Genomic DNA, 14,621 nt, shown 5'->3' on the forward strand with positions numbered 1-14,621 from the left:
CAAGCGCTTAGATTGGTGTTGCAGGTGAAGGGCCGGTCTATCGCGACCGGCCCTTTCCATATCGGGGGTCCGGATGCGCATCCTGCAGGTGAATGTCGGTCGTGTCGCGATCCGCACCAATGCCAAGGGGCAGGAGGAGGGGACGGGGATCGGTAAGCAGTCCGTGACCGGTCCTGTTGTTCTGGGCCTGTCGGGCCTGGAGGGTGATGAAAGCGCCTATCGAAGCCGGGATATGGGCGACACCGCCCTGCATGGTTTCGCGTCCGAGTCCTATGCGGGGCTGGAGGCGGTTCTGGGCCGTGCGCTGCCCCGGCCCAGCTTCGGGGAGAATCTGCTGTTCGAAGGGTACAGGGATGCCGAAGTGCGGATCGGCGATCTGCTTTCCATCGGCACGGCCTTGGTCATGGTCAACCAGCCGGTGCCCCGCTGTACCTGGCCCGGTGTGCTGACCGGGGTGAATGCGCTGGGTGCGCAAGCCATGAAGGCGGGTACGCCCGGTTGGTACCTGAATGTGGTGCAGTCGGGCGTGATCGCGGCCGGTGACGGGTTGGAACTGGTGGAGCGCGGGGACGCTGGCTGGACCGTGGCGGGGCTGAACGCCCTGCTGCTGGCCAAGAAACCCGATCCCGCGATGCTGGCCGATGCGCTGGCCCATCCGCTGCTGGCGGATCGGTTCAAGGTGGAGTTGCGGGCATAGGCCCGATCATTCCGGCGCTGCCGCTTCCTCCTTCTTGACCGCGTTCATCTTGCGGCGCTGGTTGGCCATTTCCAGGATGGCGCCCTTCAGTTCCTCATGCTGGCGGGTGAACTGGTTGAAGTCGCGGCGTTCCAGGATCAGGAACTGGCAGTAATCCAGGGCCGTGATGTCGGCACTGCGCCGCCGGCCGCTGAGCAGCGCCATCTCCCCGAAGAAGGCGCCGGTTTCCAGCTTGATCGTATGGCCGGGCAGCTGCACTTCCACCGCACCGGCGGCGATGAAATACATGCCGTCGGCCGGGTCGCCTTGGCGGATGACGCGGGCCCCTGGCACGGCGGTTGACGGCTTGAACATCAGCAGCAGCCGTTCCAGCTCCCCATGCTCCAGATGCGACAGGACGGGGAACATCTCCACCAGTTTCTGGACCTGCAGGCTGTGCGCCTTCTGGCGTTCGGCGGCCTGATCGCGGACCTTGTTAATCTCCTGGGTCAGGCGTTTGAATTTCGGCTGGCCATAGGTGGTCCAGCCGTCGCGCCGCGCCTTCACCTTCGCCGTCAGCTTCTCCACACCGGCGAAGACCAGCGGGTTCAGGGTGATGGACAAGAGCGCACCGGCCAGGACCAGGTCGCGCCCCTGGTCGGGCAGCAGTTTCATCGAAACGCCCAGCCCCACCAGGATGAAGGAGAATTCGCCGATCTGCGCCAGGCTGGCCGACACCAGCAGGCCGGCGCCCAGCGGATAGCCCAGCAGCAGCACGATGCCCAATGCCACCAGCGACTTGCCGACGATGATGGTCAGCAGCACGGCGGCCACGGCAAGCGGTTCCCGCACCAGGATCGACGGGTCGAACAGCATGCCGACGGAGACGAAGAAGATCACCGAGAAGGCATCCTGCAACGGCATGCTGTCGGCCGCCGCCTTGTGGCTGAACCGCGATTCGGCCAGCACCACGCCCGCGAAGAAGGCCCCCAGGGCGAAGGACACGCCGAACAGTTGGGCGGAGCCATAGGCGATGCCCATGGCGATAGCCAATACCGCCAGGGTGAACAGTTCGCGTGAGCCGGTGCGCGCCACCTGGGCCAGCAGCCAGGGCACGATGCGCGGGCCCAGCACCAGGGCCAGCGTGGCGAACACCGCCACCTTGCCCAGGGTGATGGCCAGGGTCAGCAGCACCGGCCCATCGCTGGCGACGGCGCCATGCGCATCGCCGCCCGACGGTGCCTCGCCACCCAGCAGCCCGGCCAGGGCCGGCAGCAGGACGAGCGCCACGACCATGGCCAGATCTTCCACGATCAGCCAGCCCACGGCGATGCGGCCATTGGGCGTGTGCAGCAGGTTGCGCTCCTCCAGCGCCTTCAGCAGCACCACGGTACTGGCCACCGACAGCGACAGGCCCAGGACCAAGCCGGCCCCCAGGCCCCAGTCCCAATACCAGGCCAGTCCCACTCCCATCAGGGTGGCGATGGCGATCTGGGCCACGGCACCGGGGATGGCCACGCCCTTCACCGCCATCAGGTCGGCGGCGGAGAAATGCAGGCCGACGCCGAACATTAGCAGGATGACGCCGATTTCCGCCAACTCCATGGCCAACTGTCCGTCGGCCACGAATCCCGGCGTGAACGGCCCGACCAGCACGCCGGCCACCAGATAGCCCACCAGAGGGGGCAGGCGCAGGCGGTCGGCGACAAGACCGAAGGCGAAGGCCAGCACGAAGGCGATGGACAGGGTGGCAAGCAGGTTGGTGTCGTGCGGCACGCGGGGAGGTTCCGATCGGGGCGAAGATTGGCCGGCAGTATGGTGATCGGTGTGACCGGACGCACTGGAAAAATCGGGCAATGCCGCCGGTATGGTTGGATCAGGTTCCGCGAAAGTCTGGGCTGTGAGGGTTTTCGCAATATCTACCGTCACCCCGGCCTCCGCCGGAGTGACGGTGGAGAGAGCGGCCACGAAGGTGCCCCCGAGAGTTTTGTTGAGGTCTTGCTTGTGCAGATATGACGGTGGAAGAGCTGGTAACTGAGACGTCCGATCCCTCAATCACACACGCCCAACCGCTTCTCCAGCTCGTCCAGACGTCGCGCCATGGTGCGGATATTGTCGATCAGCAGTTGCACCAGCTGGCGCAGCAGCGGGTCGGCGCCGTACAGCCCCTCGCGCAGGACGCTGGCCGGCATGCGCATCAGCACCGATTCCGCCTCCGCACTGGCATGCGCCATGCGCGGCTTGCGGTCGAAGATGGCCATTTCGCCGAAAATGCCGGAGGTCTCGACGCGGCCGATGATGGTGGGATGATCCGGATCGCCGCGCCAGATGCGCACCCGGCCGCTTTCCACCACATAAAGACTGTCGCCGGGATCACCCTCCTTGAAGATCTGCTCGCCCGGTGCGAAAGTTCGGCGTTCGAAAGCGGCGGACATGGCGGCGTGACCCTCACCTCTGGCGGCACCCGCGATCCACGCAGGCCAGCCAAGCTTTACGCCGATTGCTTTCCTTTTGCCACGGGCTTGACAATAGTACGACCGTTCGTATTATTTGGACCCTATGAGCAAGGGTGAACGCACACGCGCCGCAATCCTGGACCAGGCGCTGGCCATGACCAGCACGGACGGATTGACCGGCCTGACCATCGGAACGCTGGCCGACCGGCTGGGCATGTCGAAATCCGGGCTGTTCGCCCATTTCGGCAGCAAGGAGCTGTTGCAGGCGGCGGTGCTGGAACGGGCGGCGGAACTTTTCGCCGACACGGTGGTGCGGCCGGCGCTCGCCGGACCGCGCGGTCTGCCCCGCGTGCTGGCCCTGTTCGAGAACTGGATCACCTGGACGATGGACCCGGTGCTGCCCGGTGGCTGTCCCATCCAGGCGGCCTCCATCGAATTCGACGATCGTCCCGGTCCCATCCAGGACCTGATCGTCAAGCAGCAGGAGGATATGCGCCGCGTCGTCATGGGCGCTGCCCGCCGCGCTGTCGAGGAAGGACATCTGCGGGCCGACCTGGATGTGGAGCAGTTCGCGTTCGAGGGTATCTCGCTCTGTTACGGTTTCACCCAGTCCTACCGGCTGTTGAAGAATCCAAAGTCGGTCGTCTGGGCCCGCACTGCCGTTCATGGTCTGGTCGACCGGGCGAAGGTGTGAGGCGAGTTTCGGCATCATCTACGGCGCCCGCCCGGATGGACGGACGCCCCCATCGGGGGGAGAGTTCAAATGTCTGTTTTTTTGTCTGAAAAAAGCACGATCGTTCGTAATAATCGGGGCGCGGGCGGCTGGCTGGACGGGCTGTCGGGCCTGTTCCATCCCTGGTCGCACCAGCGCCACCAGCTGGCGGAGGGGCGGCGGATGTATCTGGCGCCCGAACGCGCCGTGTCGCCGCCGGCCCTGCCGGAACCGGCGGGTGGGGTGGTGCTGGCCGTGCCCGGCTTCAACCCGCATCTGGCCGCCCGCATCTGGGGCGCGGAACGGGGGGAGGCGGCACCGCTGGTCCTGCTGGTCCATGATTGGGAAGGGCAGATCCATGACATGCTGGGCTTCGTGCAGCCGCTGCTGGACCAAGGGGCCCGCGTCGTCGCCTTCGATGCCCCGGCCCATGGCCGCAGCTCCGGTGATGAGACCAACCTGCTGGAGATGGCGCGTGCCATCCGCGCCGTGGCCGTTGCGGCCGGCGGCAAGCTGGCCGGTGTGATCGCCCATGGTGTGGGGGCCGCTGCCCTGACACTGGCCATTCAGGATGGATTGCAGGCCGGTCGCGCCGTGCTGCTGGCGCCACTGGTCGACCTGACCCTGCCGCTGCGCCAGATCGCCCATGTGCTGCGCCTGGATATGGAGGCCGAGCATGCCCTGACCCGGAGCGTGGACAAGGCGCTGGGCCAGCCGCTGGCGGCGCTGCACCTGCATGGCGATGTCTATACACCGTCCCTTCTGATCCATTCCGCCGACGACCGGATCATGCCGGTGTCCGATGCGCTGCTGCTGGCCGCCACCTGGCCGGGCATGGCGACGCATCTGGTGCAGGGGCTGGGCCATCGCCGGCTGCTGTCGGATGCCGATGTCGTTGAACATTCCGTGGGGTTCGCGTTGCGGGGGAGGTAATCCCTCCGCTATCATTTCACAAGCAAACAACAAGGGTTCGGGGAGGGGAGATGCCGATTTCCGTCGCGCCGCTTTATGCGGGGCTGCTGGGTGTGCTGCTGCTGGTGCTGAGCTACCGCGTGTCCATGTATCGCCGTCATCATGGCGTGTCGCTGGGCGATGGCGGGCACAAGGGGCTGCACACCGCCATCCGGGTGCAGGGCAATTTCGTGGAGTATGTGCCCACGGCCCTGATCCTGCTGATCCTGCTGGAACTGTCGGGCCGGCAGTCCTGGATCGTGCATGGGCTGGGGGCGGCTTTGTTCCTGGGCCGCGTCCTGCATGCCCAGGGCCTGACCGCCAATCCGGCGGGCAAGAGCTTCGGCCGGCTGGCGGGCATCCTGTTGACCTGGTTGATGCTGCTGGTCTCCGCTGTTCTGCTGGTCCTGGGCGCCGTCGCGGGTATTTAGTTCCCGTATGTCCGAACCGCCGTGCAAGGCCCCGACCGGGCTTTGCGCGGCTTTTGGCGTTGGCGAACGTTCGGTCGGTTAAAAGTTCTAAAAGTCGGGATTAACCGCAAGCCATGACGGGGAACCGGGTCTAGGATCGGCGGCGAACGAAGAAGAAATCAGCCGTTCGGTATCCATACACCCGCTTCACTTCCCCATCAGGCCGGCGCGGTCCTGACAATGATCCGGCGCGCCCAGGTACAAGGAACAACCCCATGTCCATCGTCGCGACCCCGACCCCCGGCCCGCTGCTGCTGACCCCGACCGATCACACGCTGATCATGATCGACTTCCAGTCACAGATGGCGTTCGCCACCAAGAATATCGACGCCGTGCAGCTGCGCAACAATGCAGCATTGGTGGCCCATGCCGCCAAGGGTTTCGGCGTTTCCACCATCCTGACCACGGTGGCGGAGAAGAGCTTCTCCGGCCCGATGTTCACCGAGATCACCGATGCCTTCCCCGGTGAGAAGCTGCTGGACCGCACCTCCATGAACACCTGGGAGGATGCCGGCGTCATCGAGGTGGTGAACAAGATCGGCAAGGACCGCCTGGTATTCTGCGGCCTGTGGACCTCGGTCTGCATCGTCGGCCCCACCCTGTCGGCGCTGGCGCAAGGTTACGAGGTCTATATCATCACCGACGCCTGCGGCGACGTGTCGGAAGAAGCGCATGAACGTGCCGTGGAGCGCATGGTGCAGGCCGGCGTGCGCCCGATGACCGCCCTCCAGTACATGCTGGAATTGCAGCGCGACTGGGCACGCGGCGAGACCTATGAACTGACCACCGGCATCGCCAAGAAGTTCGGTGGCGCCTATGGCCTGGGCATCATCTACGCCAAGACCATGTTCGGCGCCTCTGAAGGCAGTCACTGATTAAGTGCCGGGGAGCCCGTTCCATGAAGCCCTACCTCCTGTCGCTCGCCGTCGGCCTGCTGGTCGGTGTCATCTACAGCCTTCTGAACGTCCGCTCCCCGGCACCGCCGACCATTGCGCTGGTCGGGCTGCTGGGCATCCTGCTGGGGGAACAGATCGTGCCGCTGGCCAAGCGCCTTTATGCGGGGGAGCCGGTGACGGCCTATCTGCGCGAGGATTGCGCCAAGCATGTCATGGGCCGCCTGCCCGGCGATGAAAGCCACAAGGCATGAGCAGCCCATCGCGCCGCAGAACCTTGCAGGGGGCGGCGTCCCTGCTGATGACCCCGTTCCTTGCCGACCCTGGGAGAGCCGCGATGCCCGGCACCGATCTGATCCTGACCAACGCCAAGATCACCACGCTGGACCGCGCCAATCCGCAGGCCCAGGCGGTGGCCATCCGCGACGGTCGCATCCTGGCCGTGGGCAGCGAGGCGGAGGTGCGGGCGGCTGCCGGTGCCGATGCACAGATCATCAATGCCAAGGGCCGGCGCGTCGTGCCCGGTCTGATCGACAGCCACATGCACATCATCCGGGGCGGCCTGAACTATAATATGGAGCTGCGCTGGGACGGGGTGCCGTCGCTGGCCGACGCCATGGCCATGTTGAAAAAACAGGCCCAGATCACCCCGCCGCCGCAATGGGTGCGGGTAGTGGGCGGCTTCACCGAACATCAGTTCGCCGAAAAGCGCCTGCCGACCCTGGACGAACTGAACGCGGCGGCCCCGGACACGCCGGTCTTCATCCTGCATCTCTATGACCGCGCCCTGCTGAACCGGGCGGCCTTGCAGGCGGTCGGTTACACGCGCGACACGCCCAACCCGCCGGGGGGTGAGATCCAGCGCGACGCCAATGGTGAGCCGACAGGTTTGCTGCTGGCCAGGCCCAATGCCACCATCCTCTATTCGACGCTGGCCAAGGGGCCGAAGCTGGCGCCGGAATATCAGGTGAATTCCACCCGGCATTTCATGAGGGAGATGAACCGGCTGGGCGTGACCGGCGTCATCGATGCCGGCGGCGGGTTCCAGAATTATCCCGAGGATTACCAGATCATCGAGAAGCTGCATGCCGATGGGGAACTGACGCTGCGCATCTCCTACAACCTGTTCACCCAGAAGCCCAAGCAGGAGCTGGCGGACTTCGCCGGCTGGTCCAAACAGGTGAAGCCCGGCCAGGGCGACGATACCTATCGCCATAATGGGGCCGGCGAGATGCTGGTCTATTCCGCCGCCGATTTCGAGGATTTCCGGGTGGAGCGGCCGGAGATGCCGCCCAACATGGAAAGCGACCTGGAACCGGTGGTCCGCCTGCTGGTGGAGAACCGCTGGCCCTGGCGCCTGCACGCGACATACAACGAGACCATCACCCGCGCGCTGGACGTGTTCGAGAAGGTGAACCGGGATGTGCCGTTCAATGGCTTGCACTGGTTCTTCGACCATGCGGAAACCATCGACCAGCGCAATATCGACCGGATCGCGGCCCTGGGCGGCGGCATCGCGGTCCAGCATCGCATGACCTATCAGGGCGAATATTTCGTCGAGCGTTACGGTGCCAAGGCGGCGGAGATGACGCCGCCGATTTCGAAGATGCTGGCGTCGGGCATTCCCGTGGGTGCCGGCACCGATGCCACGCGTGTGGCCAGCTATAACCCCTGGGTGTCGCTGTCCTGGCTGGTCAGCGGCAAGACGGTGGGCGGCACCAGCCTGTACCCGCCCGCCAACCGGCTGGACCGGGAAGCGGCGCTGCGCCTGTGGACGGAGGCCAATACCTGGTTCTCCAACGAACAAGGCAAGAAGGGGCAGGTGAAGGCGGGGCAGCTGGCCGACCTGATCGTGCTGTCGGATGATTATTTCAGCGTGGCGGAAAGCGACATTCCGCACATCACCTCTGTCCTGACGCTCTTGGGTGGCAAGGTGGTGCATGGGGCGGGCGATTATGCGCCGCTAGCGCCCGACCTGCCCAAGCCCATGCCCGACTGGTCGCCCGTGCGCACCTTCGGCGGCTATTACCAGCCGGCACGCGACAAAGACGGCAAGCTGCTGAAGATGGGGTCGCTGTGCGGCTGTGCGGCATCCTGTGCCGTGCATGGGCATGACCATGCCGCAGCCTATGCCAGCCCCGCGCCCGCGTCCGACGAGGCCGGGTTCTGGGGGGCGTTCGGGTGTGGGTGCTGGGCGGTGTAGTGCCTCTTGTACGTCATCCCGGCGCAAGCCGGGACCCAGGGGCCAAACGCCCGACCTTTCCGCTGCGTTGATCGACGCCGCCGATAGGGATGTTCCTGTGGCCCCTGGGTCCCGGCTTGCGCCGGGATGACGAAGAAGGGGCCGAGAGAAGTAACGAAAGTCCCCGCCCATGCGCGACACCCCCGCCCCCATTGCTTCCTTGCTGGAAGCCCCGGCCATCAACCTCGCGGGCCGCATCCTGCTGACCTTGCCATTTTGGACCAGCGGCATCGCCAAGCTGCTGGACCTGGATGCGGCGCTGGGGGAGGCGGCGCATTTCGGGCTGGAACCGGCTTGGGCGACCGTCATCGCCACCCTGATCGTGCAGCTGGGCGGGTCGGCGGCGATCATTGCCGGGCGGTTTGCCTGGTTGGGAGCGGGGGGGCTGGGCGTGTTCACGGCCATCGCCACCCTGATCGCGCATCCGTTCTGGACTATCGCCGATCCCATGGCGCGGTTCCATGAGCGCAATACCTTTCTGGAACATGCAGGCCTGATCGGCGGGCTGGTGTTGGCCGCCATCCTGGCCCATCGGCGGGAGCGGCGCTGAATGGCCGAGGCAGCAAACAACAGTCCCCTGCGCTTGCCCCTGTTCCGGGCGTTGTGGATTGCCACCATCGTGTCGAATGTCGGCACCTGGATGCATGATGCGGGGGCCGGCTGGCTGATGACCAGCCTGTCGGAAAAGCCGATCATGGTGGCGCTGGTCCAGGCGGCCACTACCCTGCCCATGTTCCTTTTCGCCCTGCCGGGCGGGGCACTGGCCGATATCGTCGATCGGCGCAAGCTGCTGATCCTGGCCCAGCTCTGGGCGCTGGCCTGTGCCGGGCTGCTGGCGGCGGTGACGTTCCAGGGGCTGACCGGACCGGGGCTGCTGCTGGCCCTGACCTTCGCCCTGGCCACCGGGGCGGCCCTGTCGGCGCCGGCCTTCCAGGCCATCGTGCCGGAACTGGTGCCCAAGCAGAGCCTGCCCGACGCGGTGGCGCTGAACAGCCTGGGCATCAATATCTCCCGCGCCATCGGGCCGGCGCTGGGCGGCTTCATCATCGCGGCGGCCGGACCGGCGGCGGTGTTCGCGCTGAACGCGCTGTCGGTGCTGGGTGTGTGGATCGTGCTGTTCGCCTGGAAGCGGCAGACGGCACCGGCCAGCCTGCCGGCGGAACATTTCACCGGGGCGCTGAGGGCCGGTGCCCGCTATGTCCGCCATTCGCCCGCCCTCAGAACCGTGCTGATCCGGTCGGTGGGGTTCTTCATCTTCGCGTCCGCCCTGTGGGCCTTCATCCCGATCATCGCCCGGCGCGAACTGGGGCTGGGGGCGGCTGAATATGGGGCGCTGCTGGGCAGCATGGGGGCGGGTGCCATCCTGGGTGCCGTCCTGCTGCCCCATACCCGCAAGCATCTGTCGGCCAACGGGCTGACCGTGGCGGCCAGCCTGCTGTTCGCGCTGGTCTGCGTGGGCATGGCCTTTGCCCATAGCTTCGCACAGGCCGCGGCGGCCATGGCGTTCGCCGGCATGGGCTGGATCAGCATGCTGTCCAGCTTCAACGTGGCGGCCCAGATGGCGGCCCCGTCCTGGGTGAAGGCCCGCGCATTGGCCATCAACCTGCTGGTCTTCCAAGGCGCGATGGCGGCGGGCAGTGCCGGCTGGGGCTGGCTGGCGGGGCATCTGGGTATTCCGCAGACCTTGCTGCTGGCGGCTGGCGGCATGGTGCTGGCCTTGGGGCTGGCGCTGCGCTGGCGGATCAAGGGGGAGATGGCGGGGAATATCGCGCCCTCGTCCCATTGGCCCGCCCCCATCGTGGCCCTGGACAGCCCCACCGACCGGGGACCGGTGATGATCACCGTGGAATACCGGGTCGATCCGGGCCGGGTGACGGAATTCACCCACGCCATCCAGGGCCTGCGCCGTACCCGCCACCGCGATGGGGCCATCGCCTGGGGCCTGTATGAGGACGCGGCCCAGCCGGGGCTGATGGTGGAAAGCTTCGTGCTGGAAAGCTGGCTGGAACATCTGCGCCAGCATGAACGCACCACCCATGCCGACCGTGAGGACCAGGAGGTGGTGCGCGCCTTCCATCTGGGGCCGGAGCCGCCGCTGGTCCGCCACCTGATCGCGCCGTGAGGTTACGGTGCCAGGGATAGCAGGCGCACGGGGTGGATGTCGTAGACATTGTCCTGCCAGCCGCGCACGGATGGGGCGACCATGTGGAGCGAACTGCCATAGACCAGCGGCTGGACCCGGCGGCTGTGCAGGATATCCGCCTCCACCTGTCGCAATGCCGCCTGCTGGTCGGCCGGATCGGTCCCCTTCACGGTGAAATCGGGCGGCAGGAAGGGGGCCAGGGCGTAGAAGGGTGAATAGGATATCCAGCTGTTGTAGACGAAGCCCTTATAGTCGCCCTGGGCCATTCTGGTGCTGACGATACGGGCTTCCACACCGACAAGGTCGGTTTCCACGCCCAGCACCTGTTTCCATTGCGCGGCGATGGCGACCACGCGGCGGCGTATGGCTTCCACGCCCGCGAACAGGATTTCCACCCGTGGCGGTGGCTGGTCGGGGCCGTAGCCGGCGCGGGCGAGGGCGTCGCGGGCCGCTTGCCGCCGTGCCTCCCCGGTGGGGCCGGCATAGGGGGGCGGGGGGCTGGACCAGAGGTCGGGGGGAACCAAGCCATAGGCGGGGACGGCGCGGCCTTGCGAGGTGGCGGTCAACTGCTCGCGATCCAGCGCCAGTTCCAATGCCTCCAGGAAGGCCGGATTGTCCCGCCAGGCGAGGGCGTCGGGGTTGGCGATCATTGCCGACAAGGCGGTCCAGGGATGGACGCGCAGCGCATCGGGCCGGTTCGCCCGCGCCCAGTCGACCATGGGGGCGGGGACGGCGCTGGTCACGTCCAGGTCGCCGGCGCGGAACAGGTTCATTTCCAGTTCCGCCTGTTCGGCCACCCGCATCTCCACCCGCGCCAGGGCGACGGTCGCTCGCCCATGATAGGTGTCGGCGCGGGTCAGGACATAGCGTTCCTGCAAGTGATGTTCAGCCAGCCGGAAGGGGCCGTTGCACATCAGGTTGCCGGGCGTGGCGAAATCGGCGCCCTTGGCATCCAGGGTCGGGCCGTGGACAGGCAGGGTGATGCGGTGGGCCAGGATCATGTCCAGGTCGGGCACGGGCCGGGCCAGCCGCACCACCAGGGTGGTGGGACCCGCCGCCTGCACCCCCAGCCGGTCGGGCGGCAGCAGGGACCGGCGAATGGCGGCGGCATTTTCCACCCCGTCCAGCAGGTCGGCGATGCCCGATCTTGTGGCGGGATCGACGGCCCGGCGCCAGCCGCGCACGAAATCGGCCGCCGTCACCGCATCGCCGTTCCACCAGCGCGCATCGTTGCGCAGATGGAACACCCAGGTCAGGCCATCGGCCGACCGGTCCCAGCGTTCGGCCGCGCCCGGCACGGTGCGGCCGGCCCCATCGCGGGTCATCAGCCCCTCGCACAGATCCAGCAGCAGGCGGGCGGCACCGATGGAAACGCCCCTATGCGGGTCCAGCGTTTCCGGTTCCGGCCCGATGCCGATGCGCAGCGTGTCGGCGGCCAGGGTAGGCGGTGGCGCCGTGAGCAGCAGGGTGACAAGGGCGATTGCGCGCATCAGGTGCCCGTGGGCAGGGTCAGGGCGCAGGCACGGACCAGGGGGTTCAGGCTGAACCCGTCGCCATCGCGGTCCAGCACCGATTTGTTCCACAGGGAAGGCAAGCCGCCGCGCGGCCGGTCCGCGCCGGCCTTTTCGAGGGCGCAGGCCGCCTGATCCACAGTGAACGCGTCGGGCATCGCCGCCAGCGCTTTCAGCGCCCGGCGTTCGGTTTCCGACAACAGCCCCAGGGCCCAGCCCATGGCGGCATCCAGTGACCGGTGGCGGGTGGGGCCGGGGCGGCGCATGCCGGGCAATGCCCGCATGGGATCGCGGCTGGCCTCCGCCGTGGCGCGCAGGCCCAGCAGGCTGGCGGCCCGCGCCCCGATCTCCACCCCCAGCGGCACGCCGCCCAGATGGCGGCAGATGCTGGCGATGGTGGGGTCGGTATCGGTGGCGATCTCCAGCCCGGCGGCATTCGCCGCCTCCATGAACAGGCTGGTGGCGGGGCTGGCGGTGCCGTCGCCGGCCAGGGCCAGGGGCGACAGGCGCACACACCAGGGCCGCAGCCGCCGATGCGCGAGGTGGGAGGTGACCAGCAGGCCCAGGCCTGCATTCTCCTCCACCAGCCGGCGCACCATGTCCTGGGCCGCATCGCCCAGCAGTTCGGCCCCGTCCAGCAGCAACAGGCAGTGCCGCCCCTGCAAGGCGGGGGCAAGGGCGGCCGGGCCTTCCAGCCCCAGGATGGCGGCGATGCGGGCGGCCAGCGTGTCGGCATCGGGCAGGAGAGTGCCGGTCAGGGGGACCAGCCATTGCCCGTCGGGGAAGTCGCCCGCCAGCGCCTGGGCGGCGGCGCAGGCCAGGCGTGACTTGCCGGTACCCGACAGGCCGGTGACCACCAGCAGCCGGTCGCGGCGCATCAGCTTCACGACATTGGCCAGTTCCAACTCCCGCCCCGACAGGGCGGTCAGGGTGTGCGGGATATTGCCGATGGTGGGAGCGGCCGGCACGGCGAGGCGATAGCCGCGACCATGGACGGTGAGGATCACCGACCCGTCCGCATCGCCGATGGCGGTGCGCAGGCCGGAAATCTGCACCGCGACATTGGCGGGATCGACGATCTGGCCGGGCCACACCCGGTCCAGCAGCTGGGCGGCCGTCACCTCGTGCCCCGCCTGTTCCGCCAGCGCTGTCAACAGGGCGGTTGCCCGCCGGCCCAGGGGCACGGGCACGCCCCCCCGGCTGGTCAGCCTTCCGCTGCCCCGGTTGAACCGGTAGGCGCCGACCGCCAGTTCCAGCGGTGCTGCATCCTGTCCCAGATGGAAGGCATCCGACGGCATGAAGGGTCTCAACCTGTGACGGGCTGGGCGTGCCGCACTGCGGCAGGCGTGGATATTAAGCGCGATTTCCGTCGGAATGACAGGGCAACTTTGGTACGGGGGTAGTGTGTGGGTTGACTTAATTACTTGAAGCACAATGCTTTCCCCGCGAAACGCGTGGGCACCATCGTTTCGACTTCCTCTACCGTCACCCCGGCGAAGGCCGGGGCCCAAATCGTAGAGCGAAGCGCTTGTCACTTGGGCCCCGGCCTTCGCCGGGGTGACGGTAGAGGGGGCTTCTACGGCAGTGCAAATCCCTTAAGTTAGCGCCTATGGGTGTTTGCCGGGATGACGGGAAGGGTCGGGATGTTGGGGGAGGGCGCTGTTCTTACCCCTTCGCAAACGCCAGCAGGTCGGCGTTCAGCCGGTCCTTGTGGGTGTCGGTCAGGCCGTGGGGGGCGCCTTCATAGATTTTCAGGTCGGCATGGGGCACCAGGCGGGCCACGGCGCGGCCGGCGGCTTCGATGGGGACGATCTGGTCGGCGTCGCCATGCACCACCAGGGTGGGCAGACCGGCGAAATGCTTCAGGTCGTCGGTGAAGTCGGTTTCGGAGAAGGCCTTGATACAGTCATAGGTGGCCTTGTGCCCGGCCATCATGCCCTGCATCCAGAAGGCGTCGATCATGCCCTGCGACGGCTTGGCGCCCGGCTTGTTGAAGCCGAAGAACGGGCCGGACGCGATATCCTTGTAGAGCTGGGAACGGTCGGCCAGGCTGCCGGCGCGGATACCGTCGAACACGTCCATGGGCAGGCCGCCGGGGTTGGCATCGGTCTTCAGCATCAGGGGCGGGACGGCGCCGACCAGGGCGATCTTCGCCACCCGTGCCTTGCCGTGGCGGGCGATGTAGCGGGTGACCTCCCCACCGCCGGTGGAGAAACCGACCAGCACGACATCGGTCAGGTCCAGCGCTTCCAGCAACTGGGCCAGATCGTCGGCATAGGTATCCATGTCATGCCCATGCCAGGGCTGGCTGGAGCGCCCATGGCCGCGCCGGTCATGGGCGATGGCGCGCAGGCCGTTGGACGCCAGATGCAGCATCTGGTTCTCCCAGCTGTCGGCATTCAGCGGCCAGCCATGGCTGAAAACCACGGGCCGCCCCGTACCCCAGTCCTTGTAATAGATCTGCGTGCCGTCATCGGTGATGATCGTGCCCATGATTGTTCTCCGGTCATGTGCGGGATGCTGACGCGCCCATTCCTTGCCCGGAACGGGTCGACGGAGAAACTATG

The 14,621-nt window shown here is 67.0% G+C and carries 14 protein-coding genes; 9 read left to right on the forward strand and 5 right to left on the reverse strand.

The genetic code is table 11. The features are described 5' to 3' along the window. Positions 1-73 precede the first annotated feature (73 nt). Positions 74-697 carry an MOSC domain-containing protein gene (locus tag ACM9HJ_RS23635; RefSeq protein WP_416574237.1) on the forward strand — a complete coding sequence of 208 codons (624 nt, stop codon included), beginning with the start codon at positions 74-76 and terminating at the stop codon, positions 695-697. 6 nt (positions 698-703) lie between these two features. Here ACM9HJ_RS23635 and ACM9HJ_RS23640 read toward each other — a convergent pair whose 3' ends face one another. Then, positions 704-2,452 carry a cation:proton antiporter gene (locus ACM9HJ_RS23640; RefSeq protein WP_416574238.1) on the reverse strand — a complete coding sequence of 583 codons (1,749 nt, stop codon included), beginning with the start codon at positions 2,450-2,452 and terminating at the stop codon, positions 704-706. Positions 2,453-2,727: 275 nt separating this feature from the next. Further along, positions 2,728-3,111, reverse strand: a complete 384-nt coding sequence (locus ACM9HJ_RS23645) for a Crp/Fnr family transcriptional regulator (protein ID WP_416574239.1) — start codon at positions 3,109-3,111, stop codon at positions 2,728-2,730. Positions 3,112-3,235: 124 nt separating this feature from the next. On the opposite strand from ACM9HJ_RS23645, the gene ACM9HJ_RS23650 reads away from it, so the two are divergent. The 8 genes from ACM9HJ_RS23650 to ACM9HJ_RS23685 all read left to right on the forward strand — a co-directional run bounded on the left by ACM9HJ_RS23650 (position 3,236) and on the right by ACM9HJ_RS23685 (position 10,522). Then, a complete protein-coding gene (locus tag ACM9HJ_RS23650; RefSeq protein ID WP_416574240.1) occupies positions 3,236-3,826 on the forward strand; it encodes a TetR/AcrR family transcriptional regulator in 591 nt (196 codons plus the stop codon). A 69-nt stretch (positions 3,827-3,895) separates the two neighbouring features. Further along, entirely contained in the window at positions 3,896-4,777 is an 882-nt protein-coding gene (locus ACM9HJ_RS23655) for an alpha/beta fold hydrolase (RefSeq protein ID WP_416574241.1), read from the forward strand. A gap of 50 nt (positions 4,778-4,827) precedes the next feature. Further along, complete coding sequence (locus tag ACM9HJ_RS23660) at positions 4,828-5,226, forward strand: MAPEG family protein (protein WP_416574242.1); 399 nt, start codon at positions 4,828-4,830, stop codon at positions 5,224-5,226. A gap of 254 nt (positions 5,227-5,480) precedes the next feature. Continuing rightward, positions 5,481-6,140 (forward strand): hydrolase, encoded by a 660-nt coding sequence (locus tag ACM9HJ_RS23665; protein WP_416574243.1) that lies wholly within the window; start codon positions 5,481-5,483, stop codon positions 6,138-6,140. Between the two features lie 23 nt (positions 6,141-6,163). After that, positions 6,164-6,412, forward strand: coding sequence for a DUF1427 family protein (locus ACM9HJ_RS23670; protein WP_416574244.1), 249 nt, complete (start codon positions 6,164-6,166; stop codon positions 6,410-6,412). An 83-nt stretch (positions 6,413-6,495) separates the two neighbouring features. Next, positions 6,496-8,361: an amidohydrolase gene (locus ACM9HJ_RS23675; protein ID WP_416574245.1), complete on the forward strand. Its 1,866-nt coding sequence runs from the start codon at positions 6,496-6,498 to the stop codon at positions 8,359-8,361. 169 nt (positions 8,362-8,530) lie between these two features. Next, positions 8,531-8,950: a DoxX family protein gene (locus ACM9HJ_RS23680; RefSeq protein ID WP_416574246.1), complete on the forward strand. Its 420-nt coding sequence runs from the start codon at positions 8,531-8,533 to the stop codon at positions 8,948-8,950. Then, the gene (locus ACM9HJ_RS23685) at positions 8,951-10,522 is read left to right on the forward strand and encodes an MFS transporter (protein WP_416574247.1); all 1,572 of its coding nucleotides are present in this window, start codon (positions 8,951-8,953) and stop codon (positions 10,520-10,522) included. Positions 10,523-10,524: 2 nt separating this feature from the next. On the opposite strand, the gene ACM9HJ_RS23690 is transcribed toward ACM9HJ_RS23685, so the two are convergent. From ACM9HJ_RS23690 to ACM9HJ_RS23700, 3 genes are all read right to left on the reverse strand, one after another. Next, positions 10,525-12,033 carry a peptide ABC transporter substrate-binding protein gene (locus tag ACM9HJ_RS23690; protein ID WP_416574248.1) on the reverse strand — a complete coding sequence of 503 codons (1,509 nt, stop codon included), beginning with the start codon at positions 12,031-12,033 and terminating at the stop codon, positions 10,525-10,527. Then, on the reverse strand, positions 12,033-13,352 hold the full coding sequence (locus tag ACM9HJ_RS23695; RefSeq protein WP_416574249.1) for a winged helix-turn-helix domain-containing protein: 1,320 nt from the start codon (positions 13,350-13,352) through the stop codon (positions 12,033-12,035). The genes ACM9HJ_RS23690 and ACM9HJ_RS23695 overlap by 1 nt, the downstream gene beginning before the upstream one ends. A gap of 367 nt (positions 13,353-13,719) precedes the next feature. Continuing rightward, complete coding sequence (locus ACM9HJ_RS23700) at positions 13,720-14,547, reverse strand: alpha/beta fold hydrolase (RefSeq protein WP_416574250.1); 828 nt, start codon at positions 14,545-14,547, stop codon at positions 13,720-13,722. Positions 14,548-14,621 lie beyond the last annotated feature (74 nt).

The sequence above is a fragment of the Niveispirillum sp. KHB5.9 genome, from assembly GCF_048066115.1.
Taxonomy (GTDB): Bacteria; Pseudomonadota; Alphaproteobacteria; order Azospirillales; family Azospirillaceae; genus Niveispirillum.

What these genes read in the sequence shown, in the direction of transcription:
- ACM9HJ_RS23635 (WP_416574237.1), top strand. Translation starts at nt 74, where the DNA reads ATGCGCATCCTGCAGGTGAATGTCGGTCGTGTCGCGATCCGCACCAAT.
- ACM9HJ_RS23645 (WP_416574239.1), bottom strand. Translation starts at nt 3,111, where the DNA reads ATGTCCGCCGCTTTCGAACGCCGAACTTTCGCACCGGGCGAGCAGATC.
- ACM9HJ_RS23650 (WP_416574240.1), top strand. Translation starts at nt 3,236, where the DNA reads ATGAGCAAGGGTGAACGCACACGCGCCGCAATCCTGGACCAGGCGCTG.
- ACM9HJ_RS23655 (WP_416574241.1), top strand. Translation starts at nt 3,896, where the DNA reads ATGTCTGTTTTTTTGTCTGAAAAAAGCACGATCGTTCGTAATAATCGG.
- ACM9HJ_RS23660 (WP_416574242.1), top strand. Translation starts at nt 4,828, where the DNA reads ATGCCGATTTCCGTCGCGCCGCTTTATGCGGGGCTGCTGGGTGTGCTG.
- ACM9HJ_RS23665 (WP_416574243.1), top strand. Translation starts at nt 5,481, where the DNA reads ATGTCCATCGTCGCGACCCCGACCCCCGGCCCGCTGCTGCTGACCCCG.
- ACM9HJ_RS23670 (WP_416574244.1), top strand. Translation starts at nt 6,164, where the DNA reads ATGAAGCCCTACCTCCTGTCGCTCGCCGTCGGCCTGCTGGTCGGTGTC.
- ACM9HJ_RS23675 (WP_416574245.1), top strand. Translation starts at nt 6,496, where the DNA reads ATGCCCGGCACCGATCTGATCCTGACCAACGCCAAGATCACCACGCTG.
- ACM9HJ_RS23680 (WP_416574246.1), top strand. Translation starts at nt 8,531, where the DNA reads ATGCGCGACACCCCCGCCCCCATTGCTTCCTTGCTGGAAGCCCCGGCC.
- ACM9HJ_RS23685 (WP_416574247.1), top strand. Translation starts at nt 8,951, where the DNA reads ATGGCCGAGGCAGCAAACAACAGTCCCCTGCGCTTGCCCCTGTTCCGG.
- ACM9HJ_RS23690 (WP_416574248.1), bottom strand. Translation starts at nt 12,033, where the DNA reads ATGCGCGCAATCGCCCTTGTCACCCTGCTGCTCACGGCGCCACCGCCT.
- ACM9HJ_RS23695 (WP_416574249.1), bottom strand. Translation starts at nt 13,352, where the DNA reads ATGCCGTCGGATGCCTTCCATCTGGGACAGGATGCAGCACCGCTGGAA.
- ACM9HJ_RS23700 (WP_416574250.1), bottom strand. Translation starts at nt 14,547, where the DNA reads ATGGGCACGATCATCACCGATGACGGCACGCAGATCTATTACAAGGAC.